Here is a 23,566-nt window from a genome sequence, read left to right as displayed (position 1 = left end):
CAGCCGCGGCTTAGGGCGCGGGAGCGGTGCGCTGATCAGGGGGTCCGCGGGGTCCCCGAGCGCCGGCACGGAGAGGTCCTTCATTGACGATTACGCAGGGTGAGCAGCCCGCCAGCGAGCCGGCGGCCGGCCAGACCCGGGGCCGCAGGGCCCTCCTGGCCGGATCACGTTCCGGCCGTAAGTGGGACAATCGCTCTTCAGCCATGCTCGCTTCGGGACTACTCGCACTGGCGCTGGGCATCACCGCCCTGAGCTTGCCCGTCCCGTACGTCGTCGAGTCACCTGGCCCCACCTTCAACACCCTGGGCACTGACAACGGCCAACCCGTCATCAGCGTCACCGGCCACGAGGCCTTTCCCGCCAAGGGCAACCTGGACCTGACCACTGTCTATGTCGACGGCGGCCCCAACGGGCCGGTGACGGTCTTCGAGGCGTTTTCCGCCTGGCTCAACGGCGCCAAGGGCGTCTATCCGGAGGAGCTCGTGTTCCCCACCGGTGTGACCAAGGAACAGTCCCAGCAGGAAAGCGCCGTCGCGATGACCACCTCGCAGGAGAACGCCGTGGCCTCAGCCCTCACGGATCTGGGGATCGCATTCGAGCAGAAAATGCAGATCGCGGGCATCCCGGAGGGCTCGGCCTCCGCCGGCAAGCTCCAGGAAAGCGACGTGGTGGTGTCTGTCAACGGCAAGACGGCGACCGCGCTGAGCGTCGTCCAGGCTGAACTGGCCGCCGGCAACGGTGCCCCGGTGGAGGTGGTCGTCGACCGCGGCGGCAGCAACGTGAGCACCAGCATCACGCCATCCAAGACCGAAGCCGGACGGTTCATCCTCGGGGTGCTGCTGCAGTACCAGTTCAAGTTCCCCTTCGACGTCAAGATCTCCCTGGAGAAGGTCGGCGGTCCCAGTGCCGGAATGATGTTCGCCCTGGGCATCGTGGACACGGTCACCCCCGGCGACCTGACCGGCGGCAAACACGTCGCGGGCACCGGAACCATCACCCCCGACGGAGTTGTCGGTCCGATTGGCGGCATCAGCCAGAAGATGCACGGCGCACGCTCCGGAGGCGCCACCCTGTTCCTGGCCCCGGCCGCAAACTGCGACGACGTCGTCGGTCATATTCCGGACGGCCTGCAGGTGGTGAGGGTCGAGAATCTGGCCGACGCGCGGAAAGCGGTCGAACTGGCCGCGTCCGGGGCCGACACATCCGGGCTTCCGGGTTGCTCCACCAACTAGACTGACGGCGGAACTAAGATCCGCCGCCACTCGTGGCACTTATGACGGCTTCGCCGCCCTGTAGGGGCGGTGCCGGCGGTCGCTTCGAGGCACCGCACAGATAACTAAAAACCAGTAACTGACGACCAGCTATGAGGTACCGAGTTTGTCCCGTCCCGCCAGCACCGTCCCGCCCGGAAGACCCCAACAACGACGCAGCGCACTGACGCCGACGTTAATTGTTGTGGCCGTGATCGTCGTGGGCTTCATCTTCTTCGCCAATGTCTGGACGGACGTCCTCTGGTACCAGCAGCTGGGCTTCTTCGAAGTCTTCCTGACCGAGAACCTGGCACGCATCGCCATCTTCCTGGCCGGCTTCGCCCTGATGTTCTCCGCCGTCTTCTTCGCCATCCGGATCGCCTACCACGCCCGCCCGGTGTACGCACCGGACTCGGAGATCCGGGACAACCTGAACCGCTACCAGGTCCAGCTTGAACCGATCCGCCGCGTCGTGATGATCGGCCTGCCGGTCCTCTTCGGCCTGTTCGCCGGAAGCGCCGCGGCCAGCCAGTGGCAGAAGGTGCTCCTGTTCCTGAACCAGGAGTCGTTCGGCCAGAACGATCCGCAGTTCGGGCTCGACATCAGCTTCTACCTGATGACCCTGCCGTTCCTGGGCTTCGTCACCGGCTTCCTGATCAGCGTCACCATCGTCGCCGGCGTCGCGGGCATCCTGACGCATTACCTCTACGGCAGCATCCGGATCATGGAACGCGGCATCTTCACCAGCCGCGCGGCGCAGATCCACCTCGCCGTGTCCGGTGCAGCCTTCCTGCTCCTGCTGGGCGCCAACTTCTGGCTCGACCGCTACGCCGCCGTGCAGAACAGCGGCGGCCGCTGGGCCGGTGCGCTGTACACGGACGTCAACGCCGTCATCCCCACCAAAGCCATCCTGGCCGTGGCCGCGGTCCTCGTGGCCGTGCTGTTCATCGTCGCCGCCGTGATCGGCAAGTGGCGGCTGCCCGTCATCGGCACCGCCATGCTCGTCATCACCTCGATCCTGGCCGGCGGCGTCTACCCCTGGGTGATCCAGCAGTTCCAGGTCCGGCCCTCGGAGCAGACGCTGGAAAAGCAGTACATCGAACGCAACATCAACATGACCCGCTCGGCGTACGGCCTCGATAAGATCCAGGAAACCCGGTACAACGCGACCACCAACCCCACCACGGGCGCCCTGGCCCCCGACGCGCAGACCACGGCCAACATCCGGCTGCTGGACCCCAACCTGATCTCGGACGCGTTCTCCCAGCTCGAGCAGTACCGGCCCTACTACCAGTTCCCGAGCGCCCTGAACGTGGACCGTTACGAGATTGACGGGAAGGTCCAGGACACCGTTATCGCGGTCCGCGAACTCAACCCGGACGGGCTGAGCGCCAACCAGCAGTCCTGGTTGAACCGCCACGTCGTCTACACGCACGGCTACGGCGTCGTCGCCGCCAAGGGCAACAAGTTCACCGTCGACGGCAAACCGGAGTTCCTGCAGGCCGGAATCCCGTCCACCGGCGTGCTCGGCGATGACTCGACCTACCAGCCGCGGATCTACTTCGGCGAGAACTCGGCAGACTACTCAGTCGTCGGCGCCCCCGAAGGTGCCCCGAACCGCGAGCAGGACCGGCCCGCCGCCAAGGAGGGCGACGGCGAAACCCAGTACACCTTCACCGGCGACGGCGGCCCGAACGTGGGCAGCTTCTTCAACAAGGTGCTCTACGCGATTAAGTTCCAGTCCTCGGACCTGCTGCTCTCCGACGGCGTCAACCCCGAATCCCAGATCCTTTACGACCGCAACCCCCGGGAGCGTGTCCAAAAGGTTGCCCCGTACCTCACCGTGGACGGCAACGCCTACCCCGCCGTCGTCGACGGACGGGTGAAGTGGATCGTGGACGGCTACACGACGAGCCAGTACTACCCGTACTCCCAGCAGGAGCAGCTCTCCGAGGCCACCGCCGACTCGCAGACCACCGCGGGGCGGACGGCCTCCCTGCCGAACACCTCCGTCAACTACATCCGCAACTCGGTCAAGGCCACCGTGGACGCGTACGACGGAAAGGTGACGCTCTACGCCTGGGATGACCAGGACCCGGTGCTGAAGTCCTGGCAGAATATCTTCCCGTCTTCGCTGAAGCCGTTCTCGGAAATGTCCGGAGCGCTCATGAGCCACGTCCGCTACCCGGAAGACCTGTTCAAGGTCCAGCGGGAACTCCTGGGCCGCTACCACGTCACCCAGCCCGACAACTTCTACACCAACAACGACGCCTGGAGCGTCCCGAACGATCCGACTGTGCAGGACGACGTCAAGCAGCCGCCGTACTACATGTCCCTGAAGATGCCTGACCAGGACAAGCCGGCGTTCCAGCTGACCTCATCGTTCATCCCGCAGGTCGTCAACGGAAACGCCCGCAACGTGCTCTACGGCTTCTTGGCCGCGGACTCCGACGCCGGCAGTGAGAAGGGTGTGAAGGCCGAGAGCTACGGCCAGCTCAGGCTCCTGCAGATTCCGCCGGAATCCAACATCCCCGGTCCGGGCCAGGCGCAGAACAAGTTCAACTCGGACCCGACCGTCTCGCAGGCCCTGAACCTGCTCCGCCAGGGTGCGTCCGCGGTGCTCAACGGCAACCTGCTGACGCTGCCGGTCGGCGGCGGCATGGCCTACGTCCAGCCCGTCTACCTGCGGTCCACGGGTGAAACGTCCTACCCCACGCTGCAGCGCGTCCTCGTGGCGTTTGGTGACAAGATCGGGTTCGCGCCGACCCTGGATGAGGCACTGAACCAGTTGTTTGGCGGTGAGTCGGGAGCCAGTGCCGGCGACTCGGCCAATAACGGGCAGACCCCTGCCACGCCCACGGCGCCGGGGGAGACTCCGGCCGGTCCCGGCAGCACGGATGCCAAGGCAGAGCTGAAGGCGGCGCTGGATGCGGCGAACGCCGCCATCAAGGCCGGCCAGGAGGCCCTCGCGAGGGGTGACTTCGCCGCCTACGGCGAGGAGCAGAAGAAGCTCACCGCGGCCCTGCAGCGGGCCATCGACGCCGAAGCCAAGATCGCGGCGGCAACTCCGGCCCCTGCACCGGCGGCCAGCCCGGCGCCGGATGCCACCACACCGGCGGCCACCCCGGCCCCGACGCCGAGCAGCTGACGCAGGCATACTGAGGCACGGCAACTGATGCACAGCAACTGATGTACGGCTGAAGGCCGGGTTCCCGCTCCCACCGGAGCGGGAACCCGGCCTTTTGGTTTCCCTCCGGACGCGGGCCGGTCGATGCCCCGGACCCTGGAGACGCACATCACGCCGCCTCGATTTGGCCTCAAGTTCACCGGCAGGTAGAGTTGATCTTGCGACGCGGGGTGGAGCAGTTCGGTAGCTCGCTGGGCTCATAACCCAGAGGTCACAGGTTCAAATCCTGTCCCCGCAACTGAAGAGAAGGTCCGGAACACTGGAAACAGTGTCCCGGACCTTCTGCTTTAAGCCGGCAGTGTGTGTCGCCGACCGCCCGCAGGGCGCCCGCTCGGGCGGTGGTTCGGACGGCGTCAAAAGTAGGGTAGTGTTGATCAAGCGACGCGGGGTGGAGCAGTTCGGTAGCTCGCTGGGCTCATAACCCAGAGGTCACAGGTTCAAATCCTGTCCCCGCAACTGAAGAAAAGAAAGGCCCGGATCTGTTGATCCGGGCCTTTCTTGTTGCCCCCGTTTCCGCCGCCCCCGCTGCCAGGTGCGGCCCGTCCCTGCGGCCGGCAGTCCGGGGCCCGGTTCAGCCGTCCTTGAGCCGCTGGTAGGTCTCCAGCGCCCGGGCACGGGACTCCGGCAGGCCGACAATCGGTCCCGGGTAGCCCGCAGCCGAACCATTGGCCTTCCACGGTTCGTGGATCGCCTTGTCGTCCAGGCCGGAGAGCTCCGGGATGAACCCGCGCAGGTAGCGTCCGCCGGCGTCGAACTTCTTGCTCTGGGTGACCGGGTTGAAGATCCGGAAGTAGGGCGAGGCGTCGGCGCCGGATCCGGCCACCCACTGCCAGTTCGCGGGGTTGCTCGCGGCGTCGGCATCGACCAGGGTGTCCCAGAACCAGGCCTCGCCGAGCCGCCAGTCGGCCAGCAGGTTCTTGACCAGGAAACTCGCGGCGGCCATCCTGACCCTGTTGTGCATCCAGCCGGTCTGCCACAGCTGGCGCATCCCCGCGTCGACCAGGGGATACCCGGTGCGGCCCTGCTGCCATGCTTCGAGTTCAGCGTCTGAAGGTGTCTGCCAGGCGAAGCGGTCAAACTCGGGCCGGTAGTTCCGCGTCGCCAGCTGCGGGTTCTCGTAGAGCAGCTGCCAGCAGAACTCCCGCCAGCCGAGTTCGGAGCGGAAGATCCCGACGTCGGCCGGAGCGGCGGGCCCATAGTGTTCCCGCAGTGCGTGCCAGATGCGGAAGGGGCTGATCTCGCCGAACCGCAGATGCGCGGAGAGCCGGCTGGTTCCCTCGACCCCGGGGATGTCCCTGCCGGTGCCGTACTCCTCGGCCGGGCCGTCGAGGAAATCCTCCAGCCGCCGGTGGGCCCCGGCTTCCCCGGGCTGCCAGGTGCCGGCGAGGCCGGCACTCCAGTCCGGCCGGCGGGGGAGCAGCCCCCAGCTGTCGAGCGGGTCGCCGGCGGGGACCCTTCCCTGGGCGTCGGCGGCCGGGGCCGGGAGGCTCTCCGGGGCGTCCAGCGGCAGCCGGGGCTCCTGGCCATCTAGGCAGGCCCGCCAGAAGGGCGTGAACACCTTGTACGGCCCGCCCGCCCCGGTGCGCACCGTCCACGGCTCAAACATCAGGTTCGCCTGGAAGCTGGCAGCGGTCAGGCCCTGGTCCGAGGCCCAGGCCTTGACGCCGGCATCCACCTCGCGTTCGGGGCCGCCGTAGCGGCGGTTCCAGAGCAGCGTCGTGGCGCCGGTTTCCCGGGCGAGGTCCCGGATGATGTCCGCGGCAGCGCCGCGGCGCAGCAGCAGGCGCGATCCGGCGGCTTCCAGTCCGGCGGCGAGATCCGCCAGCGAATGGTGCAGCCACCATTTCGTGGCGCCGCCGAGGGGCCGCACACCGGGGGAGGATTCGTCGAGGACGTAGACCACGGTCAGCGGCTGTCCCAGCGACGCCGCTTCGCTCAGGGCCGGGTTGTCGTCCAACCGGAGGTCGTCGCGGAGCCAGACAAGGGTCGAAGAAAGGGTTCCCGAAGACATGGGTCAACGGTACACGCGGAGCCCCGCCGCGGCCGCACCACACCTGTACCGGCGGCGCACCGCAGCCGCACCGCAGCCGCACCGCGGACGCACCTTCCGGGACAGCTGAGGCCGGGCCCAGCAACCGTCGGTGGACGGTCCGGGCCCGGCCTCATCAGGTCCGGTGGCAAATCCTCGGCGGTAACGCGCCGGAGGTGTGCCTACAGCTTGTCGAAGTCCGCCTCGTCGACGGTGGAACCGGCGGCGCGGTTTTCACCGGCGCCAATGGCCGCGGGGGAGCCGCCGGACTTCAGTGCCGCAAGGCGCGCCTCGATCTCGGTCTGCTCGCCGAGGTCCTCCAGCGAGTTGAACTGTGCGTCCAGGCTGGAGGCGGCGAGTTCCTGCTGGCCCCGCACCTTGGCTTCTTCGCGGCGGATCTTTTCTTCGAAGCGGCCCACCTCGGACGTGGGGTCCATGAAGTCGATGCTCTTCATGGCATCGTGCACCTGCGTCTGGGCCGCGGCGGTCTTGGAGCGGGCCACCAGTTCGTTGCGCTTGCTGGTGAGCTCGTTGAGCTTGCCCTTCATCTGCCCCAGGCCGTGCTTGAGCTTGTCCACGACCTCGGTCTGGGATGCGATGCTCGGCTCGGCGGACTTTGCCTCGTTTTCCGCGGACATCTGGCGCTGCAGGGCCACCTTGGCGAGGTTGTCGAACTTCTCGGCGTCGACGATGTCGCCCTTGGCCCGGTACTCGTCCGCCTTGCGGGACGCGGCGAGGGCCTTTTTGCCCCAGTCCTGGGCGTTTTTGATGTCCTCGTTGTAATCGTCCTGGAGCATCCGCAGGTTGCCGATGGTCTGGGCTACGGCCGATTCCGCCTCGGCGATGTTGTTGGTGTAGTCCCGGACCATCTGGTCCAGCATCTTCTGCGGGTCCTCGGCCTGGTCCAGCAGGGAGTTGATGTTGGCCTTCGCCAGCTGCGCCATGCGGCCGAAAATGGACTGCTTCATGGTGTTACCTTTCGTCCTGCTCAGTGGTTCCCACTGAATTTCGGTGAACAGTGAAATGTACCGCTTCTATCCGCCGGCGTGAGCGTGCCCGCCGGCGCCTAGTCTGTGGGTGCCCGGCGTGTTTGCCGGGACTGTTGCCTAGAAGTCGCCGCCGCCGCCGAAGTCGCCGCCCCAGCCTCCGCCGGAGTCACCGCCGCCGCCCCAGCCTCCGCCGGAATCGCCGCCGCCGCCCCAGCCCCCGCCTCCACCGCCGCCGTGCAGGATGGAGTTGATCAGAATGCCACCGAGGATGGCGCCGCCCAGGCCGCCGCCTCCGCCGCCGCCGAACATCCCGCCGCGGCCGTAGCCCTGGTTGGCGTAGCCGCCGAAGTGGTCGACGTCGGACTGGGCCAGCTGCGCCGCCTGCGCCGCGAGCGAGTGCGCCTGCTGGGCGTACTGCAGGGCGGTGACGGGGTCGGTGCGCGAGATGGACAGTGCGTAGTCGAGGTTCCGCTGGGCTTCCGCCAGGCGGGTTCTCGCCTCGGTGCCCACGCCGCCGCGGCGGGCGGTGATGTAGTCAGAGGTCGCGCTGATCTGCGCCTGCGCGGACATGATGCTCTGCTGCAGGGAGGCCTGCGCACGGCGGGTCTGCTCCTGCTGGTCGCGGATGCCGGAGAGGGCCCCGTCCAGCGATTGGTGCGCCGTCTCGACCCGCTCCAGGGTGGCGATCGGATCGATCTTGCCGCCCTGGATTTCGGCCTTGACCTGCGCCAGGGCTGCTTCCACCGAGGCGACCGGTCCGGCGAGTTCGGGGTGCGCACCGGACTGGATCAGGGCCCTGGCCTGGGCCAGGTCCTGGGAGGTGTCCACGACGGCGGACTCCAGGCCGCTGCGGGCCTCGTCCAGGCTCCCGGCGACCTTGGTAATGGCGCCGATCAGCACGTTTGTCTGGTGCAGGCTTTCCTCCGCCGCGCGGACGGCGACGGCGGCCAGGCTGCCTTCGCCGGCACTGAGCTTCTCCTGGGCCGTGACGGACGCGTTCTGCACGAAGGCGAGGCGTTCCTTGGCCTGGTTGATGTTGTCGCCGACCTGCACCAGGGCGCTCTCGGCGTACTTGGCGCGCAACTCGGCGAGGGAACGCTCGGCGCTGGCAATTTTGGCTTCCGCCTCACCCGCGCCGGCGCTGACCGCGGCCAGGGCCTGCGGGGCATTCTTTTCAAGCTCGCGGAGTGAATCGAAGTCGGCCTTCTGCTCCTGCAGGGAGGCCAGTGCGGCCTCGGAACGGCGGATGATCTCACCGAGCCAGGTCCGCTGCTGCTCTTCGGTATCGGGGATGTGGTCATCGAGCTGCTGCTGCAGTTTGAAGGACTCCGACATGTGGCCCTTGGCGTCCTCCAAGGCCTTCGTGAAGTTCCCGACGGCGGCGTCGCCGTATTGTGCCTGCGCGAAGCCGAGCTCCTGCTCGCTGGACTTGATCGCGTCGTCGGCCTCGATCAGGAGTGAGCCGCTCTTGCGGCGCAGTTCCTCGACGGTGAGTCCGGCCAGCGGATCCAGCTCGGCGCCCTGCGGGCCGTAGCCTGCCTGCGCCCCGGCGGCAGCTTTCTTCCGGCGGTTGCGGAGATAGAGGTAGGCGCCCGCTCCGCCTGCGGCAACGACACCCACGCCCACGAGCACGGCGCTGCCGGCGCCGCCACCCTCGGACGGGACCGTGCCCTTGCCTCCGCTGGCGGCATCGCCGATGGCTGCGGCGCTGTCGATGGCGGCCTGGGCGTAGTTGCCTTCGCGCAGGTTCGGGTCGACCGCGCTGGTCACGATGGTGTCGCGCTGGGCATCCGTGATCTTGCTGTTGGACGGCTTGCTCAACAGGTACTGGCGCGTGTCCGTGGCAACCGTCAGCAGCATGGCATTGGTGCCGAGGCTGGCCGTGTCGGCGACCTTCTTGGCCCACTCATACCGGTCGGTGGGGTTCTCGAATCTGTCCACATAGACGACGTGGTACGTCATCGCGTGGTCGGCGCCGAGCTGCTTGATGGCCTGTTCGACTTCGCCCCTCCGGTCGCCCAGGACCCCGGCGGAGTCCACGACCTTCGTGACGGGGTCGAGCGTCACCGGATCTTCGGCGAGGGCCGGAGCGGCGGGAAGCGCCAGCAGTCCGACGACACCAAGAACGGCGAGGAGACGTTTATAGGTAGACCGCATGTGCAACCCTTCAGCACTTCTGCGACCAGTTCAGGCCGAACCGGTCGTCACAGAATGCAGCAGCGCCCCCACGCAGATGTAAAGCCGCAGGTCGCTGTGGCGATTCCATTTGATTCTATGGTGCACCCAATAGGCCGTCCACCGCGGGGAATATGCCACCAGCGAAAAGCGCTGAACCGGTCACGGCACCGCCGGACACGGCCATGCCCGGCGTCCAGCAATCTCCCAGCAAACGTGCGCTCTAGTATCAGTGAGATCGTCCATAGTTAATACAGACGAGGATGAAAGGAAGTCTTATGACTGAGAACCCAGCGCAGGGCGCGTCACCAGAGAACCGGGAGCCGGCCACGCCGAACGAGGGCGCTCCGGGGCACCCGCAGGCTGCCCCCGCGCCGGACTCAGCACCCGAGAACCCGACGCTCCGGCTGGACCGGGCCGCGGACAACCCCCCGCAGCCGGTCTACCCGCAGCACCAGCCGTCCTACGGGCAGCCCAACCCCGGATACGGCCAGCCGGCCGGAAACTCCTTCGGGCAGCCCCAGCAATTGCACGACCAGCACGGCAATCCGCAGCACGCCCAGGGCCCCTACGGCCCGCCCCAGCAGGGCGGCTTTGGAGCCAACCAGCCCGGGTCGCCGTATGCATCCAACCCGGCGCACGCCCCTAAGCGGAAGGCTGCCTTCGGTGTGCCCACCCTCGTGGCCAGCATCCTCGCCGCAGGGCTGGTCGGCGGCGGTGTGGTCGCAGGCACCACGCAGCTGCTCGGCGACCGGGCCGTGATGTCCACAGGATCCACCAACAGCCAGGCGGGCCCTGTCATCGTGAACAACCGGGAAGACGTGAACGCCATCACCGCGGCTGCCGTGAAGGCCACCCCCAGTGTCGTGACCATCAAGGCCTCGAACGGCAGTGAGGGCGGCACGGGCTCCGGGATCATTCTGGACGGCGAAGGCCATGTCCTCACGAACACGCACGTCGTCACCCTCGACGGGACCGCGGCCAACGCCGCGATCGAGGTCCGCATGAGTGACGGCAAGGTCTACAGCGCCAAGATCGTCGGGACGGATCCGCTGTCCGACCTCGCCGTGGTGAAGATCCAGAACGGCTCCGGGCTGGTCCCGGCAGTCCTGGGCGACTCCGGCAAGCTGAACGTTGGGGACACCGCCGTCGCGATCGGCTCGCCCCTTGGCCTCACGGGAACCGTCACCGACGGCATCGTGTCGACGCTGAACCGCACCATCAGTGTTGCCTCGTCCGCCGCGCCCAAGGAGGGCGCGGACGACGCGCAGGGCGGCGACCAGGGCTTCCAGTTCGCCCCGCCGGACGGCGGGCAGGGCCAGAGCACCGCCAACCAGGGCAGCATCTCGATCAACGTGATCCAGACCGATGCCGCCATCAACCCGGGCAACTCGGGCGGCGCCCTGGTCAACACCAAGGGTGAGATCATCGGCGTGAACGTCGCGATCGCCTCCGCCGGCGGCGACTCCGCCAGCAGTGGGAACATCGGCGTTGGCTTCAGCATCCCGATCAATCACGCCAAGCGGGTCGCCCAGGAGATCATCAGCACGGGCAAGGCCACCCACGGCCAGTTCGGCGTGAGCGTGAAGCAGAAGACCGCGAGTTCCTCGGCCTCCGGTTTCTCCGTCGGGGCAGAAGTCGCCACGGTGGAGCCCGGCTCGGCAGCAGACAAGGCCGGCGTCAAGGTCGGCGACGTCGTGACGAAGTTCCAGAACCTCGCGATCAGCGACCCGAACCAGCTGACGGCCGCCGTGCGCGAGCAGCCCGCCGGAGCCTCGGTCAAGGTCACCGTCCTCCGCGACGGCAAGGAACAGCAGCTGGACGTGACCCTCGGCGCGGCCGCCGAGCAATAGGCCAGCACGCCGTTACCATCCGGAGGCCGGGCGGCACCAGGAGGTGCCGTCCGGCCTCCGCCGTGCCGCCGCCTGCCTGCACAGCGCGGTCCTGACATAGGCGTTAACCCAAGCCGTGGCCGCGCTCCCCGATATGGTTAGCTAGGAGCAGCCCGGCACCCCGGGCGTTCCGTGGCCACGACCCCGCCCGGCTGGCTGTCCACCCGCATGGAAGGCTGCTGTAAACACAGTGGAAGAGACATTGAAGATCATCGTGCTGGTCAAGCACGTCCCTGATGCCCAGTTCGACCGGCACCTTACCGGCGAGGGCAACACGACGGACCGCTCCGAGAGCATCCTGTCCGAACTGGATGAGTACGCGCTCGAGGCCGCACTGCAGCTGATCGAAGCCCGCGGCGGGGAAGCGGCCGGCAACAAGGTCATTGCCCTGAGCATGGGTCCTGCCGGTGCTGTCAACGCGGTGAAGAAGTCCCTGCAGATTGGTGCCACCGAAGGCGTCCACCTCAGCGACGACGCGCTGGCCGGGTCCGACGCGGCCGCCACCTCCCTTGCCCTGGCCGCAGCCATCCGCCACCTCGGCGCTGACACCCCGGCAGACCTCATCATCACCGGCATGGCCTCCACCGACGGCGAAACGTCCCTGGTCCCGGCCCAGCTCGCGGAGCGCCTCGACCTCCCGCAGGTCACCTTCGCGTCCTCGCTGGAGCTCGACGGCGGCAAACTCACCGCCCGCCGCGACGGCGACTCGCACGCGGACACGGTCGAGGCCACCCTGCCCGCCCTCGTCTCGGTCACGGACCAGATCAATGACCCCCGCTACCCGAACTTCAAGGGCATCATGGCGGCGAAGAAGAAGACCATCACCACGCTGAGCCTTGCGGACATCGGCGTCGAACCCGCGCAGGTCGGGCGGTCCGGGTCCTGGACCGCCGTCGAATCCGCCGAGGCACGCCCGGCGCGCGCCGCCGGCACCATCATCACCGACGAGGGCGACGCCGGCATCAAGCTGGTCGAGTTCCTGGCCGCCCAGAAGCTGCTCTAAGGGGATCCCCAGACATGGCAAAAGTGCTTGTATTCATTGACAACCCCGGCCCGGCCCTGAAGAAGGCCAGCCTGGAGCTGCTCACCATTGCCCGGTCCCTGGGCGAGCCGGCGGTCGCCTTCAACGGCGAATTGCACGACGACGTCGCGGCGGCGCTGGCGGCCTACGGCGCCCAGACGCTGTACCGGCCCTCCGCGGCGGACCTCGACGACTACCTCGTCGGCCCCAAGGCCTCCTACCTGGCCGCCGCGGTGCAGACCGCCGGCGCCACCGTCGTGCTGACCGAGAATTCGGCGGAGGCCAGGGAAATCGCGGCGCGGCTGGGCATCAAGCTCGGTGCCGGCGTCATCACCGACGTCGTCGCCGTGGACCCCGACGGTACCGCGCACAAGTCCGTGCTGGCCGGTTCCTACACCACCACGGCGAAGGCGTCGACGCCGGTCGCGGTCCTGACCGTGAAATCCAACAGCATCACCCCCGAACCCGCCGTGACCGGCACGGCGCCCGGAACCGTCACCGTGGAGGTGCCGGAGACCGCCGCCGCGGCGTCGGCCAGGATCACGGCCCGATACGAGAAGGCCGCCAGCGGCCGCCCGGACCTCGCCGAGGCGCGGATTGTGGTGGCCGGCGGCCGCGGCGTCGACGGGAACTTCGGCCCCCTGGAGGACCTGGCCGACGCCCTCGGTGCCGCCATCGGCGCCTCCCGCGCCGCCACGGACGCCGGCTGGATCGGCCACGATGCGCAGATCGGCCAGACCGGCAAGACCGTGTCCCCGCAGCTCTACATCTCGGCGGGCATTTCCGGGGCCATCCAGCAGAAGGCCGGCATGCAGACCGCAAAGGTGATCGTGGCCGTGAACAAGGATGCCGAGTCGCCCGTCTTCGAGATCGCGGACTTCGGCATCGTCGGGGACCTCTTCCAGGTCCTGCCGCAGGCCACCGCAGAGATCAAGAAGCGCAAAGGCTGATTCCGTGAACACCTTCGCCACACAGGCGCGCAGCCCGTTCGATCCGGAACACCACCGGATCGAGCGGGTGCTTTGTTTCACCGCGCACCCGGACGACATCGACTTCGGCGCCGCCGGCACGATCGCGGCCTGGACCGCCGCCGGGGTGCAGGTCAGCTACTGCATCATGACCGACGGGGACGCCGGCGGCTTTGATCCGGCACAACGGGATGAGATCGTCCGGCTGCGGAACGAGGAACAACGCCGTGCGGCCGCCCTCGTCGGAGTGACCGACATCCACTACCTGCACGAGCGCGACGGCTACCTTGAGCCCTCGCACGCCGTGATCCGGGACGTGGTGCGGCTGATCCGTCAGCTGCGCCCCGACGTCGTGCTGTCGATGCATCCGGAGCGGAACTGGGACCGGATCCAGAAGAGCCACCCCGACCACCTGGCGGTAGGGGAGGCGGTGACCCGGGCGGTGTATCCGGCGCTGGAGAACCCGTTCGCGTATCCCGAGCTGGACGAGGCGGGGCTGGAGGCGTACAAGCTGCCGTGGCTGTGGCTTTTCGCCGGGCCGGAGGAACGCGAAAACCACGTCGTCGACGTCACCGAACACATCGAGGCCAAACTCGCCGCGATCCACATCCACGTCAGCCAGCACCCCGACATCGAGGCCATGGACCGCACCGTCCGCGGGCTGATGCTCCGGACCGCGGAACGGGGCAGCCTCCCGGCCGGCCGCAGCGCGGAGGCGTTCCACGTCGTAGCAGTCAACGGTTCGGGGACCATCGCCGGGTTCTAGCCTTGCCCCCGGGCCGCCCTCTCCCATAAGCTGGCCTCTGTTTAAATCATATTTAATTGAGGAGGGCAGGCTTTGATGGCGAAGACTGCGCAGCACCCCGTGCTCGTGATCATGGGCGTCTCAGGATCAGGAAAGTCCACCGTGGCCGGCCTGCTGGCCGGCCGGCTGGGCTGGGATTTCGCGGAAGGCGATGACCTGCACCCGGAGTCGAACGTGGCGAAGATGCACGCCGGACAGCCCCTGACCGACGCGGACCGCTGGCCCTGGCTGGAAAGCATCGCCGGGTGGATCCGGCAGCACGCAGACTCCGGCGTCCCCGGCGTCGTCACCTGCTCGGCGCTCAAGAAGCGCTACCGGGACGTCCTGCGCGGTGAAGGCGTCGTGTTCGTGTTCCTCGACGGGAGCAGGGACCGGATCTCGGACCGGCTGGCAGCCCGGCACGGACACTTCATGCCGCCGTCCCTGCTTGAGTCCCAGTTCGAGGCGCTCGAGGCCCCTACGAGCGACGAAAACTTCATCACCCTCAGCGTCAGTTCGGCGCCTGCGGACGAAGCACAGGAAATCATCGACCGGCTCGACCTCCATGCCGGAGACGGTCGGGCCCGCGAGGCCGTCAGGCCGCAGCCGGGCCGACACCAGGCATAGACAGCAAAAGGCCGGGCAGGCCCTGGACCCTCAAGAGGTCCGAGGCCTGCCCGGCCTTGTTCGTGCACTGCTGGAGTTCGTGCGTGGCTAGAGGCCCGACGCTAGGCGCCCAGCGGGGCGGCGGCCACGGTCGGCATGGTCGGCGACGTCGATCCGCCGGTCGGTTCCACTGTGATGCCGAGGGCCGCCGCAGTGCTGATGCCCTTGACGACGGCCGGCTTGGACAACGCCTCCGCGTCCATGAGGCCCTGGGACACCGGGGCCGAGCCGTCCTTGGGAATCAGCCACATCTGGTACACCTTGCCGGCCGGCGGCGGCGGGACGTCGTTCATCTTCACGACAATCGCGTCCTTCGACGGCGAGACGGTCACCGTCGCGGTGCCGCCGCCGGTGACGTTGACAGTCGCCTGCCGAACATCGCCGGCCTGCAGCACCTGGTTCAGCGGATCGTTCTGGTTCGCCACGTAGGCTCCGACGCCGACACCGCCCAGGGCGATGATGGCTGCGGCCGCGACGCCGACGAGCCAATTGCGCATTCCCTGCGGCCGGCGTCGTTCCTCCCGGCGCTGGCGGGCTGCGCCGAGTTCGTCGGTGACCGGGAGCCCGGAGGGCTCCCGGACGGGACGGGCGACGACCGGCGAAACCGCCGGCGGCCGGGACGGCTGGGCGTCCGGCAATGCAGTGGCCTCCTGGCTGGGCAGGGACGCCATGATCCGGTCCAGCAGGCCGGCCGGTGGTTCTTCCTCCGCGGCAAAGCTGGACGCGAGCGTCTCCCGGGCCTGGCGGACGCGGTCGTCGAAGGCGGCGCGTTCGGCCTGCGGAGCCGAGTGGAGGTAACCCTCGATGGCCGCGCGTTCGGCGTCGTCTACAGCGTCCAGGGCATACACCTCGGCGAGGTCTGCCGCACGTCCCGAGGCAAGGTCAGTGGCGATATCGGCGGCAAAGCCGCCGGGGAGGCGGCCGTGGTTCCGTGCGTTCATATCGGTCATCTCAACTCACCCCCAGACAGGTCTTCAGACGGATCAGTCCGTCGCGGATGCGGGACTTGATGGTGGGCACCGCAGCGTTAAGCTTTTCTGCGACTTCCCGGTAGGTGAGGCCGCCGTAGTAGGCAAGCCGCACGGACTCCTGCTGTGTATCGGTCAGGGTCGCCAGGCAACGGACCACGGCCTCGGCCTCAAGCCTGCTGCCGACCTCGTCGGAGACCGAATCGTGGTCGATGTCCTGGCTGCTGGCGCCGTATTTCGCTTCCCGGTCGGTGGAGGACTGGGAGGAGCGGACCTTGTCTACGGCCCTGCGGTGCGAGATGGTCATGAGCCAGGCGAGCGGGCTGCCGGCTTCTGGATTGAACTTGGAGGCGTTCTGCCAGACCTGGAGAAAGACCTCCTGGGTGGTGTCCTCACTGAGTTCCACATCGATCAGTACCCGCCGGGCCATGCCGAATACGCGCCGGGACGTGAGTTCGTAGAACTCGGCGAAGGCGGCCTGGTCACCGGCGGCAATCTGCTCCAGCAGTGCGCCGAGCCGGCGGTTCACATCGGCCGGCGTGCCAGGGGGAGCGGAAGCCTCGGGAATCGGGGCGTTGGGAGTGTCCATCACCTTCAAGCATAAGGTGCCCGCCGCCGATCGCGGGTCAGGATGCGCTGCTGCCGGGGCGTGGTCACCCACAACACGCCGGGCTGGACGTCTATCCACCTGCATGGTTGTCACCTGCCGCTCCTCGCTCCCTTCCCCGTTCCCTGCGCCCGTGGGTGGAACTGGGCTTCAGCAGTGATTCGGGACGGCCGGGCTTCCGGATGGGCCGGGCGGAGGAAAAAGTTGCGGTGCCTACAGCCTGGCGCCGGCAAATCCGTTCTGGCGCCACGCCTCATAGACCGCGATCGAGGCCGCGTTCGCAAGGTTCAGCGAGCGCAGCGCGGGCAGCATCGGCAGCCGGACGCGGGACGTGACGTGGGGGTCGTGTTTGAGTTCCTCGGGAAGCCCCACGGATTCCCGGCCGAACAGCAGCACGTCCCCGGGCCGGTAGCTGATGTCCGTGTAGGACGCCTCGCCGTCGGAGGTGAATGCGAAGACGCGCTCCGGAGCGAGGGCTGCCCAGGCGGCGTCGATGTCCGGGTGGACGGTCACGACGGCGAGGTCGTGGTAGTCCAGGCCGGCCCGGCGCAGCTTCGCGTCCGAAAAATCGAAGCCCAGGGGCTCGACCAGGTGCAGCTCGGCTCCGGTGATGGCGGCCAGCCGGATGGCATTGCCCGTATTGCCGGGGATTTCTGGGGCGTGGAAGAGGATGCGGAACACGGGTCCATCCTAGCGAGCCTGCTAGTGCATCCCGCGCAGCAACCGGGCGAGCACCGGAACGATGACAGTGTTGGGGGCCGGGCCGGAACCCAGGAATTGCTTGAGGCCCCGGGCCAGCCCGGCGGCATTGACCACCTGCACGGTCTCGTGCGCCCCCGAGCGGCGGTGCCGGTCGATCACCGGTTCGTGCAGGTTGCCGTCGGTGCTGTGGACCACGGTCCAGCCGGTGACGTTCAGTTCCGGGAAGATGTCCTGCATGCGGCGCACCACATGGGCCAGCTGGGGCGGTGCGATGGACCGGCCGCCGTGGGTCAGGGCACTGCCGTTCCACGCGTAGGCTCCGGGCGGAAGCAGCATCGAGCCGATGATCGCCATGCGGTAGCCGGACAGCACCACATGGTCGATGTGGCTGTTGTCCGCCGGGGACTGCAGCCCGTTGATGAGCCGTGCGGCCGGGATGGCGGGCAGGATCTGCCGGCTGATGAGCTGCACCGTCCGCATTTCCCGCTGGATCCGGGCCTCGGCCCCGAAGATCCCGCGTTTGCGGGGGATCCCGTGGACCTGTTGGCGGGCCAGGCTCTCCGGGATCAGCGGCACCTCGCCCGTCCCGGCGTACTGCTCGAAGGGCGGGATGTAGACCGGGGCGTCGGAAGCCGTGTTTCGTGGTGTGTTGGGGCGCCGGACATTGGCCGAGGCGCGGCTGCCGGCCGCCGGGGCATCAAAGTGGGCCCCTTCGTCGGCGGCCGGTCCGGCGAAGGCGCCGCGGCCGCTGCCGTAGGACCGGTCGTAGTCGGCCCGGCTCTTGGCATCAATCAGCGTCTCGTAGGCGAGCGTGACGCGCCGGAAGGCCGCCGGGTCGCCACCGTGATCGGGGTGCGCGGTGCGGGCAGCCTTGCGGTAGGCCACTTTGATTTCCTTTTCCGTCGCCGTGACGGGGATCCGGAGGACCTGGTAATGCGAGCTGTTGCCCTGCGTCAAGCAAGAATCCTTTGCCTCGGTGGTGCCAGCCCATCCTGAACGTCCGGCTTGGCCAGTTTAACCGGCATGGGGAAGAACGAGCGTACCGGCACGGAAGGTTCCCGGCGGCTGGCATAATTCAGCGCATGATGATCGCCGTCGCCGTCAACCCGCGGGCATCCCGTGGCCGCGGGCGGCACGCCGGCGACGAAGCCGCAGGGTATTTCCGGGCTGCCGGGGCGGAGGTCCTGGTCCTGTGCGAAGGCTCCTATGACGCGCTGGCACGGGCCGTGGACAAGGTCCTGGCCTCAGGCGTTGACGCCCTCGTGGTGGTGGGCGGCGACGGTATGGTCCACCTCGGCGTCAATGCGCTCGCCGGTTCGGGCCTGCCTTTCGGCACGGTGCCGCTCGGGATTGTCCCCACCGGCACCGGAAACGACATGGCCCGGGCGCTCGGCGTGCCGCTGCACAACCTCCCGGGCGCCTGCGCGGCGGTGCTCGCAGCCCTGGAATCCGGCGGGCGGCTGATCGACGCCGGACGTGCCTCGTCGTCCGGGACGTCCCGCTGGTTTGCCGGTGTGCTGTCCGCCGGTTTCGATGCAGCCGTCAACGAACGGGCCAACACCTGGCGGTGGCCCCGCGGCAAGGCCCGGTACCACGTGGCCATGCTCCGCGAGCTCGCCTCGTTCCGGCCGATCAGCTACACGGTGACGGCCGATGGCGAGTGCTGGCGGCAGGGCGCGATGCTGATTTCGGTCGCCAACGGCCAATCGATCGGCGGCGGCATGAAGGTCACACCGGACGCTGTGCTCGACGACGGCAGCCTGGACCTCTTCATTGTCGGCCCGCTGTCCCGGCCGGGCCTGCTGAAGGTCTTTCCCAAGGTCTTTTCCGGCGGCCACCTCGGGCATCCGGCCGTGCACATCCGGCGGGTCCGCAAGGTCGAGCTGTCCGCGGACTCGGTGGTGGCCTATGCGGACGGGGAGCGGATCGGCCCGTTGCCCCTCACCATCGAGGTGGTTCCCGGGGCGTTGCGGGTCCTGGCTTAGCCTGGGGCGGCAGGGGACCGGCGGCAGCGGGCGCCCCGCGATGCTTTCGCCACGGGAGTCTAGAATCGTGCGGGGGCCCGGGGAGGAAGCGGAACCGGCACAACGACATGGGGGCGGGGCATGGGAAGCAAACGGGAAACCGGCGTCAAGGCAGCGGCCGGGTGGAGTCCCGGTTCCCGCGGCGCCCGCCGTGTCCGGCGCGACCGGCAGGGGAGCCGCGCGTTCCTGGCGCTCGCGGTCACGGCCACGCTGGCCGGCTGCAGCGTCGGCGTTCCGGACCCCACCGCACTGACGGCTGGGCCTGCGGTTCCGGCCCTGGCCACGCCCACCATCACTCCCGGCCACGACGCCGCGGCTGTCGCGGCGCAGGACATGCCCTTCGCCGCCGGCGGCACCCTGGCGGCCGGCGTGCCCGTCCGGCTTTCCGACGGGCTGCGTGACGTGCCGCGGTGGAAGCCCGGCAAGGAAAACGTGGCCGGGACCAGCGAGTACGTCAACGAGGACGGCTGCGTGGTCTCGGCGAAGGTCCGGACCAACCAATCCGCCCTCGCCGTTTCCGGAGACGACAGGGCGTCCACCGAAGCGCTCTTCCAGTACCTGGACGCGAGTATTCTTCCGGCGTACCTGAAACCGGAGACCCTGCGCTGGGGCGGAGAACCCGGCAAGCCCGCTCCGCGCGTCGAGGTTCTCGTGTATACGGGCGGTGCGCCGGCCGGCGCCCGGGCCACGGCCATCTACGCGCGGCTGTTCAGCAGGTCGGGCTCGTCGGTGTACCTGTCCGCCTCGTGCCCCGACACCGCGACGCTGGCCGCCGCGCGGACCGACGCCGAAGCGTGGATTGCCGTCGTTCCGCCGTCCGCCTGAGTCCCCGGCCGGCGCGGTACCGTTCACGACCGCTTTGTGGGGGACAGCCGGTTCAGGGCCAGCGCCCCGACGAGCAGGCCGAAATCGCGCAGGGCCACGTCGGAAAAGCTGCCCAGGAGGATGAGGTTGACGATGATTCCGAGGAGCCAGGCCGCCACGAGCAGTGAGCCGAACCGCGGCTTCAGCGCCACGGCCAGACCGGCGGCGATCTCCACCACGCCGACGCCGTACATAATGGTCTGCGCCGGGAGCGGCACAACATCCGTGACGATGGGCGCCAGATATATGGTCCAGTCGGTGAGCAGGTTGGTGAACTTGTCCAGGCCGAAGATCACCGGCGCGACGGTAAAGACCGTCCGCAGCAGCAGGAACGCCTGCCGCTCGGGAGCCGAAGCCAGCGGTCCGGCCGTGGTGTTCAGGGCTGCAGGGGATTCCATGGCTACTCCTTCTAAAAGTGTATAGCTTGATTTTAGAAGCGCGCCGACAATTAAGCAATGAAACTTGTTTTTAGAGTTAGTCTGATTCCATGATCCGAACCCCCTGGAACCGCAGGATTGCGGCCGTCGCCTCCCTGGGGGACGAGAACCGCCGGAAGCTGTTCGACTTTGTCGCCTCGGCGGGGTGCGCCGTCAGCCGGGACGACGCCGCCGGCGCCCTTGGGCTGCCCCGGAGCACGGCCTCCTTCCAGCTGGACCGGCTGGTGCACGACGGGCTCCTTGCCGTGGAGTTCCGCAAGCTCGGCGGCAGGGGAGGGCCCGGTTCCGGCCGTCCGGCCAAACTGTATCTGGCAGCTGTCCGGGAGGTAGCGGCGTCAGTGCCGGACCGGAACTACGATCTGGCCGCGGAGCTGCTCGCCTCGGCCATCGAGGAGTCAACGGCCGACGGCGGTAGCGCGCGCGACGCGCTCGTGCGCACCGCCTACGCGCGCGGGGAGGCATCCGCCCGGGCCGCGGTCGGGGCAGCGGGGCCGGCGGATTCCGGGACAACAGCCGGGGGAGCCGCTTTCGCCGGATTCCTCACCGCCGAGGGTTACCGTCCCGAGGACGACGGCGCGGGCGGAATGGTCCTGCTCAACTGCCCCTTCCACCGGATCGCCGAAGGCCACACCGACGTCGTCTGCGCCATGAACGGTGGGTATCTGGCCGGGGCCGCGGCAGGCTGCGGCTTCGACCCGGACCGGGTCCAGGCTCTTGCCATCAAAGACCTCCGCGTTCAGGGAACTGCACAGCCGGCGCAGTGCTGCGCCCGGATAATGCCCCAGGAACCCAGAGCCTAGGCGGCAATGCGTGCCGTGGCTGCCGCCGCGGGCCTGGGCTGCCCGTTCCGGCCGGTCAGCAGCACGCCGGCGATCACGAGGATGCCGCCCGCGACCTGCGCCAGGGTGAGCGGCGTCCCCAGTGCCACGGTGATGACCGCCGTGAACACAACGATCAGGTTGAGGTAGTTCCCGGCCGTTCCCGGCGGGGTGGTCTTCAGGGCGATATTCCAGAACAGGTAGGCGCCCAGGGACGGAAAGACGACGATGTAGGCCAGCGACCAGGCTTCGGACGGTGTCTCCGGAAGCCGAACATCCAGGGCGAGGGCGAAGGGTGCCAGCGTTAACGTCGCCATCGCCACCTGCACGGCGGTGGCCGTGATGGCGGGGACACCCAGCCTGCGGGCGATGATCGTGTAGAGGCCCCAGACGATGACCGCGCCGATCATCATGACTTCGCCAAGGTTGAGGGAAAAACTCAGGGCACGCTGCAGCTCGCCGCGGGTCAGCACCAGCAGCACGCCGAGCAGGCCGAGGCAGATGCCGAGCCAGCCCAGCCGTGTCGTCCTCTCGCCGAGCAGCAAAATGGCCATCACAACGATCAGGGCCGGGTTGGCCGCGGTGATCAGGGCGGCGTTCACGGCGGAGGTATGGCCGAGCGCCCCGTACAGCAGGAGCGTGTAACCGCTCATGCCGAGCACGCTCAGCAGCAGAAGCACCGGCCAGCGGCGCAGGACCGCGCGCCAGTCGGGTTTCTCCACGAAGTGGGCGAGGAGCAGCAGCGGCACCGCGGCCAGCGTCCAGCGCCAGAACGTCAGGTCCAGGGCGGTCATCGAGGCGACGGCGGCCTGGCCGACAACGAAATTCCCGGACCAGAACAGGGTGGCCAGGACCAGGTACAGGGACGCTTTCACCGCTTGAATCTACACCAGTGCCGTGATGTGGCCGCGGGTAGAATTGCCCTGTGCCCGTCTACCTTGATCATGCTGCCACCACCACCCTCGCCCCGGAGGCCCTGGCCGCGCTGACCCGCGAATTGGCCCGGACCGGCAACCCGTCCTCACTGCACGGATCCGGCCGCCGCGCCCGGCGCGCCGTCGAGGACGCCCGCGAGGTGCTGGCGGCCGCAGCCGGGGCGCATCCCTCCGAGGTCATCTTTACCTCGGGCGGGACCGAAGCCGATAACCTCGCCGTCAAGGGCCTGTACTGGAACCGGCGCGCGGGAAACCCGGCCCGCACCCGCATCCTGTGCTCCGCCGTCGAGCACCACGCCGTGCTGGACACCGTCGAATGGCTCGAGCGGCACGAGGGTGCCGAGGCCTGCTGGCTGCCGGTGGATGCGGACGGCGTCGTGGACCTGGCGGTGCTGGCGGCGGAGCTCTCCCGGGACCCGGCGTCAATCGCCCTGGTCACGGTGATGTGGGCCAACAACGAGGTCGGCACCATCCAGCCCATCGCGGAGATTGTTGACATGGCGCACCGGGCCGGCGTCCCGGTCCACTCCGATGCGGTCCAGGCGTTCGGTTCGGTGCCCGTGGATTTCCGGGCCAGCGGACTCGACGCCATGTCCATCTCCGGGCACAAGATCGGCGGCCCGGTCGGCGTCGGAGCACTCCTGCTGGGCCGCGCGGTGAAACTGACCCCGGTCCAGCACGGCGGGGGACAGGAACGGGACGTCCGCTCCGGAACCCTCGATACCGCCTCCATCGCAGCGTTCGCCGCGGCGGCCGAAGCCGTCACGGCGACACTTCCGGAGGAAGCGGCGCGCCTCGCCGCGCTCCGGGACCGGCTGATCGACGGCGTCCTGGCAGCCGTGCCCGACGCGGTGCTGCGCGGTGCTCCCGGCGCGGGACGGCTGCCGGGCAACGCCCACTTCACCTTCCCCGGCTGCGAAGGCGATTCGCTGCTCTTCCTGCTGGATCTGGCCGGGGTGGAATCCTCCACCGGATCGGCCTGCACCGCGGGGGTTCCGCGGCCGTCCCATGTGCTGCTGGCGATGGGACTGGACGAGGACACCGCCCGGGGCGCCCAGCGCTTCAGCCTGGGGCATTCCTCCACCGGGTCCGACGTCGATGCGCTGCTGGCTGCCCTGCCCGGCGCCTTTGCCCGCGCGCGCCAGGCCGGCATGGCCGGGCACGAGTCCAGCATCCAGACCGCAGGAACCGTCGCCCGGCAAGTCGTCCGCCAATCCACGGAATCCAGCTAGGCGCCTTCCGGCTTCAGG

Annotated in this window: 20 protein-coding genes and 2 tRNA genes; 13 read left to right on the top strand and 9 right to left on the bottom strand. The window is 68.6% G+C overall.

The genetic code is table 11. The features are described from left to right. Nucleotides 1–83: 83 nt before the first annotated feature. The 4 genes from ABIC21_RS16300 (at nucleotide 84) to ABIC21_RS16285 (ending at nucleotide 4,893) form a co-directional block, all read left to right on the top strand. On the top strand, nucleotides 84–1,232 hold the full coding sequence (locus ABIC21_RS16300) for a YlbL family protein (RefSeq protein WP_354351416.1): 1,149 nt from the start codon (nucleotides 84–86) through the stop codon (nucleotides 1,230–1,232). Between the two features lie 145 nt (nucleotides 1,233–1,377). Then, nucleotides 1,378–4,398: a UPF0182 family membrane protein gene (locus ABIC21_RS16295; protein WP_354351415.1), complete on the top strand. Its 3,021-nt coding sequence runs from the start codon at nucleotides 1,378–1,380 to the stop codon at nucleotides 4,396–4,398. A gap of 203 nt (nucleotides 4,399–4,601) precedes the next feature. Beyond that, nucleotides 4,602–4,675 (top strand) — tRNA-Met (locus ABIC21_RS16290). Between the two features lie 144 nt (nucleotides 4,676–4,819). Continuing rightward, a tRNA-Met gene (locus tag ABIC21_RS16285) sits at nucleotides 4,820–4,893 on the top strand. 115 nt (nucleotides 4,894–5,008) lie between these two features. On the opposite strand, the gene ABIC21_RS16280 is transcribed toward ABIC21_RS16285, so the two are convergent. The 3 genes from ABIC21_RS16280 to ABIC21_RS16270 form a co-directional block, all read right to left on the bottom strand. Further along, complete coding sequence (locus ABIC21_RS16280) at nucleotides 5,009–6,448, bottom strand: cryptochrome/photolyase family protein (RefSeq protein ID WP_354351414.1); 1,440 nt, start codon at nucleotides 6,446–6,448, stop codon at nucleotides 5,009–5,011. Between the two features lie 200 nt (nucleotides 6,449–6,648). Continuing rightward, nucleotides 6,649–7,434, bottom strand: coding sequence for a PspA/IM30 family protein (locus tag ABIC21_RS16275; RefSeq protein ID WP_282381562.1), 786 nt, complete (start codon nucleotides 7,432–7,434; stop codon nucleotides 6,649–6,651). Nucleotides 7,435–7,572: 138 nt separating this feature from the next. Next, complete coding sequence (locus ABIC21_RS16270; RefSeq protein WP_354351413.1) at nucleotides 7,573–9,612, bottom strand: TPM domain-containing protein; 2,040 nt, start codon at nucleotides 9,610–9,612, stop codon at nucleotides 7,573–7,575. A 296-nt stretch (nucleotides 9,613–9,908) separates the two neighbouring features. On the opposite strand from ABIC21_RS16270, the gene ABIC21_RS16265 reads away from it, so the two are divergent. The 5 genes from ABIC21_RS16265 to ABIC21_RS16245 all read left to right on the top strand — a co-directional run bounded on the left by ABIC21_RS16265 (nucleotide 9,909) and on the right by ABIC21_RS16245 (nucleotide 14,922). Beyond that, complete coding sequence (locus ABIC21_RS16265; protein WP_354351412.1) at nucleotides 9,909–11,483, top strand: S1C family serine protease; 1,575 nt, start codon at nucleotides 9,909–9,911, stop codon at nucleotides 11,481–11,483. Nucleotides 11,484–11,724: 241 nt separating this feature from the next. Continuing rightward, a complete protein-coding gene (locus ABIC21_RS16260) occupies nucleotides 11,725–12,525 on the top strand; it encodes an electron transfer flavoprotein subunit beta/FixA family protein (protein ID WP_354351471.1) in 801 nt (266 codons plus the stop codon). Between the two features lie 14 nt (nucleotides 12,526–12,539). Further along, nucleotides 12,540–13,493 carry an electron transfer flavoprotein subunit alpha/FixB family protein gene (locus ABIC21_RS16255; RefSeq protein ID WP_354351411.1) on the top strand — a complete coding sequence of 318 codons (954 nt, stop codon included), beginning with the start codon at nucleotides 12,540–12,542 and terminating at the stop codon, nucleotides 13,491–13,493. 4 nt (nucleotides 13,494–13,497) lie between these two features. Then, nucleotides 13,498–14,277, top strand: coding sequence for a PIG-L deacetylase family protein (locus ABIC21_RS16250; RefSeq protein WP_354351410.1), 780 nt, complete (start codon nucleotides 13,498–13,500; stop codon nucleotides 14,275–14,277). Nucleotides 14,278–14,352: 75 nt separating this feature from the next. Next, nucleotides 14,353–14,922 (top strand): gluconokinase, encoded by a 570-nt coding sequence (locus ABIC21_RS16245; protein WP_354351409.1) that lies wholly within the window; start codon nucleotides 14,353–14,355, stop codon nucleotides 14,920–14,922. 101 nt (nucleotides 14,923–15,023) lie between these two features. Here the strand turns inward: ABIC21_RS16245 and ABIC21_RS16240 are convergent, their stop codons facing one another. The 4 genes from ABIC21_RS16240 to ABIC21_RS16225 form a co-directional block, all read right to left on the bottom strand. Next, complete coding sequence (locus ABIC21_RS16240) at nucleotides 15,024–15,911, bottom strand: anti-sigma factor (protein WP_354351408.1); 888 nt, start codon at nucleotides 15,909–15,911, stop codon at nucleotides 15,024–15,026. Between the two features lies 1 nt (nucleotide 15,912). Then, nucleotides 15,913–16,518 (bottom strand): ECF RNA polymerase sigma factor SigK, encoded by a 606-nt coding sequence (sigK, locus tag ABIC21_RS16235; RefSeq protein WP_354351407.1) that lies wholly within the window; start codon nucleotides 16,516–16,518, stop codon nucleotides 15,913–15,915. Between the two features lie 231 nt (nucleotides 16,519–16,749). Then, the gene (locus ABIC21_RS16230) at nucleotides 16,750–17,217 is read right to left on the bottom strand and encodes a tRNA (cytidine(34)-2'-O)-methyltransferase (protein WP_354351406.1); all 468 of its coding nucleotides are present in this window, start codon (nucleotides 17,215–17,217) and stop codon (nucleotides 16,750–16,752) included. Nucleotides 17,218–17,238: 21 nt separating this feature from the next. After that, nucleotides 17,239–18,195 carry a J domain-containing protein gene (locus ABIC21_RS16225; RefSeq protein ID WP_354351405.1) on the bottom strand — a complete coding sequence of 319 codons (957 nt, stop codon included), beginning with the start codon at nucleotides 18,193–18,195 and terminating at the stop codon, nucleotides 17,239–17,241. A 125-nt stretch (nucleotides 18,196–18,320) separates the two neighbouring features. Here ABIC21_RS16225 and ABIC21_RS16220 point away from each other — a divergent pair, with 125 nt between their 5' ends. Continuing rightward, nucleotides 18,321–19,223 carry a diacylglycerol/lipid kinase family protein gene (locus ABIC21_RS16220; protein ID WP_354351404.1) on the top strand — a complete coding sequence of 301 codons (903 nt, stop codon included), beginning with the start codon at nucleotides 18,321–18,323 and terminating at the stop codon, nucleotides 19,221–19,223. A gap of 120 nt (nucleotides 19,224–19,343) precedes the next feature. Further along, complete coding sequence (locus ABIC21_RS16215) at nucleotides 19,344–20,087, top strand: hypothetical protein (RefSeq protein WP_354351403.1); 744 nt, start codon at nucleotides 19,344–19,346, stop codon at nucleotides 20,085–20,087. Nucleotides 20,088–20,110: 23 nt separating this feature from the next. On the opposite strand, the gene ABIC21_RS16210 is transcribed toward ABIC21_RS16215, so the two are convergent. Further along, entirely contained in the window at nucleotides 20,111–20,524 is a 414-nt protein-coding gene (locus tag ABIC21_RS16210; protein WP_354351402.1) for a hypothetical protein, read from the bottom strand. Nucleotides 20,525–20,613: 89 nt separating this feature from the next. Between ABIC21_RS16210 and ABIC21_RS16205 the strand changes: the two genes are divergently transcribed. Continuing rightward, nucleotides 20,614–21,363, top strand: a complete 750-nt coding sequence (locus ABIC21_RS16205; protein WP_354351401.1) for a helix-turn-helix domain-containing protein — start codon at nucleotides 20,614–20,616, stop codon at nucleotides 21,361–21,363. On the opposite strand, the gene ABIC21_RS16200 is transcribed toward ABIC21_RS16205, so the two are convergent. Further along, the gene (locus tag ABIC21_RS16200) at nucleotides 21,360–22,256 is read right to left on the bottom strand and encodes a DMT family transporter (RefSeq protein WP_354351400.1); all 897 of its coding nucleotides are present in this window, start codon (nucleotides 22,254–22,256) and stop codon (nucleotides 21,360–21,362) included. The genes ABIC21_RS16205 and ABIC21_RS16200 overlap by 4 nt on opposite strands. Nucleotides 22,257–22,306: 50 nt before the next feature. Here ABIC21_RS16200 and ABIC21_RS16195 point away from each other — a divergent pair, with 50 nt between their 5' ends. Then, nucleotides 22,307–23,548, top strand: a complete 1,242-nt coding sequence (locus ABIC21_RS16195) for a cysteine desulfurase family protein (protein WP_354351399.1) — start codon at nucleotides 22,307–22,309, stop codon at nucleotides 23,546–23,548. Nucleotides 23,549–23,566 lie beyond the last annotated feature (18 nt).

The sequence above is a fragment of the Pseudarthrobacter sp. PvP090 genome (genome assembly GCF_040547365.1).
Taxonomy (GTDB): domain Bacteria; phylum Actinomycetota; class Actinomycetes; order Actinomycetales; family Micrococcaceae; genus Arthrobacter.
The sequence above is the reverse complement of the archived record's forward strand: the minus strand, read 5'-3'. Positions and strand labels throughout refer to the sequence as shown.

Coding starts and splice junctions, on each gene's coding strand:
- ABIC21_RS16210 (WP_354351402.1), bottom strand. CDS start 20,524: ATGGAATCCCCTGCAGCCCTGAACACCACGGCCGGACCGCTGGCTTCG.
- ABIC21_RS16275 (WP_282381562.1), bottom strand. CDS start 7,434: ATGAAGCAGTCCATTTTCGGCCGCATGGCGCAGCTGGCGAAGGCCAAC.
- ABIC21_RS16270 (WP_354351413.1), bottom strand. CDS start 9,612: ATGCGGTCTACCTATAAACGTCTCCTCGCCGTTCTTGGTGTCGTCGGA.
- ABIC21_RS16265 (WP_354351412.1), top strand. CDS start 9,909: ATGACTGAGAACCCAGCGCAGGGCGCGTCACCAGAGAACCGGGAGCCG.
- ABIC21_RS16220 (WP_354351404.1), top strand. CDS start 18,321: ATGATGATCGCCGTCGCCGTCAACCCGCGGGCATCCCGTGGCCGCGGG.
- ABIC21_RS16205 (WP_354351401.1), top strand. CDS start 20,614: ATGATCCGAACCCCCTGGAACCGCAGGATTGCGGCCGTCGCCTCCCTG.
- sigK (WP_354351407.1), bottom strand. CDS start 16,518: ATGGACACTCCCAACGCCCCGATTCCCGAGGCTTCCGCTCCCCCTGGC.
- ABIC21_RS16240 (WP_354351408.1), bottom strand. CDS start 15,911: ATGACCGATATGAACGCACGGAACCACGGCCGCCTCCCCGGCGGCTTT.
- ABIC21_RS16245 (WP_354351409.1), top strand. CDS start 14,353: ATGGCGAAGACTGCGCAGCACCCCGTGCTCGTGATCATGGGCGTCTCA.
- ABIC21_RS16255 (WP_354351411.1), top strand. CDS start 12,540: ATGGCAAAAGTGCTTGTATTCATTGACAACCCCGGCCCGGCCCTGAAG.
- ABIC21_RS16215 (WP_354351403.1), top strand. CDS start 19,344: ATGGGAAGCAAACGGGAAACCGGCGTCAAGGCAGCGGCCGGGTGGAGT.
- ABIC21_RS16280 (WP_354351414.1), bottom strand. CDS start 6,448: ATGTCTTCGGGAACCCTTTCTTCGACCCTTGTCTGGCTCCGCGACGAC.